General features: G+C 68.8%; 4 protein-coding genes. 3 read left to right on the forward strand and 1 reads right to left on the reverse strand.

Annotated elements, in window-relative coordinates; all coding sequences use genetic code 11:
- Positions 1 to 193: glutathione S-transferase N-terminal domain-containing protein (locus IM632_RS08245; protein WP_296552203.1), on the reverse strand; the 193-nt coding region annotated here is incomplete at its 3' end.
- Positions 194 to 311: 118 nt separating this feature from the next.
- On the opposite strand from IM632_RS08245, the gene IM632_RS08250 reads away from it, so the two are divergent.
- From IM632_RS08250 to IM632_RS08260, 3 genes are all read left to right on the forward strand, one after another.
- Positions 312 to 1,685: an MFS transporter gene (locus IM632_RS08250; RefSeq protein WP_296482111.1), complete on the forward strand. Its 1,374-nt coding sequence runs from the start codon at positions 312 to 314 to the stop codon at positions 1,683 to 1,685.
- Positions 1,686 to 1,798: 113 nt separating this feature from the next.
- Complete coding sequence (locus IM632_RS08255) at positions 1,799 to 2,194, forward strand: hypothetical protein (protein WP_293515657.1); 396 nt, start codon at positions 1,799 to 1,801, stop codon at positions 2,192 to 2,194.
- An 81-nt stretch (positions 2,195 to 2,275) separates the two neighbouring features.
- The coding region (locus IM632_RS08260) for an SDR family NAD(P)-dependent oxidoreductase (RefSeq protein WP_296552204.1) at positions 2,276 to 2,782 on the forward strand (507 nt) is incomplete at its 3' end.

Genomic DNA, 2,782 nt, shown 5'->3' on the forward strand with positions numbered 1-2,782 from the left:
CGATCCTCCCGGTCTTCAGGGCCGGCACGCGCCCGGACGGCGAATGCGGGAGGATCTGTGCACGGGTGGCGCCATCCGCCTGGTAAAGAGGGATCAGGCGCTCCTCGAAGGCCGCACCGGTGCGCTTGAGCGCCAGCCAGGGCCGCATCGACCAGCTCGACCAGCGCTTCGATCCGATCACCAGTTCCAGCATGCCCGCCTCCGGTTGCGGGGTCCGGTCGCCGGCCCGCTCACGGGGATGGTACTTGCCCCCGGGCGCCGGCGCCGTCTAGACCGGAAGGAACAATAACAATCGCCCCGGGAGGATCAGGGTGTCCATCGTTTCCACCTCGCCAGAGGATGTCCTCGAGTCTGAGGAAACCCCTCTCGTCCCCCTGGTCTCCGACGGTTTCCGCCGCTACGCCCTCGTCCTTCTGCTGGCGGTCTACACGGTCAACTTTCTGGACCGGCAGATCGTCTCCATCCTCGCCGAACCCATCAAGCGCGACCTCAAACTGTCGGACACCCAGCTCGGCCTGCTGACCGGCCTGGCCTTCGCCATCTTCTACACCGTCCTCGGCCTGCCGATCGCCCGGCTGGCCGAGCGCAAGAACCGCGTGACCATCATCGGGGTCTCCCTGGCCCTCTGGAGCGGCTTCACCGTCGTCTGCGGCCTGGCCTCCAACTTCGCCCAGCTCCTGCTGGCCCGGATCGGGGTCGGGGTCGGCGAGGCGGGCTGCACCCCCACCGCCCATTCCCTGATCTCCGACTATGTCCCCAAGTCCCAGCGCGCCTCGGCCCTGGCCTTCTTCTCCATCGGCACGCCCCTGGGTTCCCTGCTGGGATCCTCCCTTGGCGGGGTGATGGCCGACACCTTCGGGTGGCGGGCCGCCTTCCTGATGGCGGGCCTGCCGGGCCTGGTCCTCACGGTGATCGTCTTCCTGACCCTCAGGGAGCCGCGCAAGCAGCTCTCCGAGGTCGTCCGCGCGCGGATCGCGGAAACGCAGAAGACCGAAGGCAGCTTCAGCGCCACCCTGACCTACCTGGCCCGCAAGAAGACCTTCTGGATGGTGGCCTTCGGCGCCGCCACCCTGGCCTTCATCGGCTATGGCAACGGAGCCTTCGTCTATTCCTTCTACCTGCGGAACCACCCCCAGGAGGTGGCCGAGCTGGCCGGGCATTTCGGCCTGAAGTCCGTCGGCTTCCTGGGCTTGGTGCTCGGGATTCTCGGCGGCGTCATGGGGGTCATCTCCAGCTGGCTGGGCGGAGTCCTCGCCGACCGCGCCGGGGCGCGGGACATCCGCGCCTACATGACCGTGCCGGCTGTGGCGGCCCTCGTCTCGCCCGTCTTCGCCATCTTCGGCTACCTCCAGCCGACGGCCATCGGGACCATGCTGGTCATGATCCTTCCGGGCCTGCTGGGCTCGCTCTGGTTTGGTCCCGTCTACGCCTCGGGCCAGAGCCTGGTGCCGCCGCACATGCGGGCGACGGCGGCTTCCATCCTCCTCTTCATCATCAACCTGGTGGGACTGGGCGCCGGCCCGCTGATCGTCGGCGTCCTGTCCGACCTTTTCGCCTCGGGCATGGGTCTCGGCGAAGCCGAAGGCGTGCGCTGGGCGATCATCTGCACCTCCTGCTGCACTCTGATCGCCGCCGCCCTCTTCTGGACGGCCCGGAAGACGATCAAGGAGGACCTGGTCAGCTGAAGTCGGCCCCGGGACGGGCGGTTCCCGTCCCGGGCGTCTTCAATTGAAAGTTAACGGCCCGGGCGCAATCCTCCCTTGCGGGACCAGGAGAGCGTCCCGCAGGAGAAAGCGAAATGTCGACCCGCATGTCCGGCTTCACGCGTTACAGCTCCGATCATTTCGAGCCGCAGGAGGACATGGACCTCGCCGCCCAGCGTCGCCTGCGAGGCCAGCTCGAACATATCGACTACACGGTCTTCGCCTCGAACCGGGAAGTGATCCAGGCCGCCCTCGGCAGCGCGGACGCCGAGAAGTTCCAGCGCCTGGCCGTCGCCGCCGCTCTGGCCCGCGCCCAGTGGGTCAAGGAGGCCCTGGTCATGGCCGAGAACCCCTCGGGGTTCGAAACCCGGCAGGCCATGCGCCTGGCCGAGCTTCGCTCCCGCTATGAGGAGCTGTCCGGCGCCTATGAGGCCCTGCGCCGGATGGTCGAGCGAGGCTACATCACCTACGCGTCGTCGCAGTCCGGCTGACTCTGACGACCAGGCGGTTGTGAAGCCGACCGGATCGGGTCCAAACTCCGGCCCACCCTTCCCGGTGACCGGAGCCCTCCCATGTCGATCCCCCCTGCCCTCAGCCGCTCGCTTCAGGGCTCCATCGCCCATGTCACCGGCGCCGGGTCCGGCATGGGAAGGGCCACCGCCGAGATCTTCGGGGCCGAAGGGGCGCATGTCGCCGTGACCGATTTCAACGGCGAGTCCGCGGAGGCTGCGGCGGAGGCCATCCGGCGGGCCGGCGGCTCGGCCCAGGCCTGGGCCCTCGACGTTTCGGACGCCGGCCAGGTCCGCGCCGTCACCGAGGCCATCGCCGCCCGCTTCGGCGGCCTCGACATCCTCGTCAACAACGCCGGAATCTCGGCCTTCAGCCCCATCGACTCCCCGGATTACGACGCCGCCTGGGCGAAGTCGCTCGCCGTCCTCCTGACTGCGCACCAGCTGACCATCCGCGCCGCCCTCCCCTGGCTGCGGAATTCAAAGGCCCCCCGCATCGTCAACATCGCGTCGACCGAGGCCCTGGGCGCCACCAGCCGCGACAGCCCCTACGCCGCCGCCAAGGCCGGC

The sequence above is a fragment of the Phenylobacterium sp. genome, assembly GCF_020402505.1.
Lineage (GTDB): Bacteria > Pseudomonadota > Alphaproteobacteria > Caulobacterales > Caulobacteraceae > Phenylobacterium.

Coding starts and splice junctions, on each gene's coding strand:
- IM632_RS08255 (WP_293515657.1), top strand. CDS start 1,799: ATGTCGACCCGCATGTCCGGCTTCACGCGTTACAGCTCCGATCATTTC.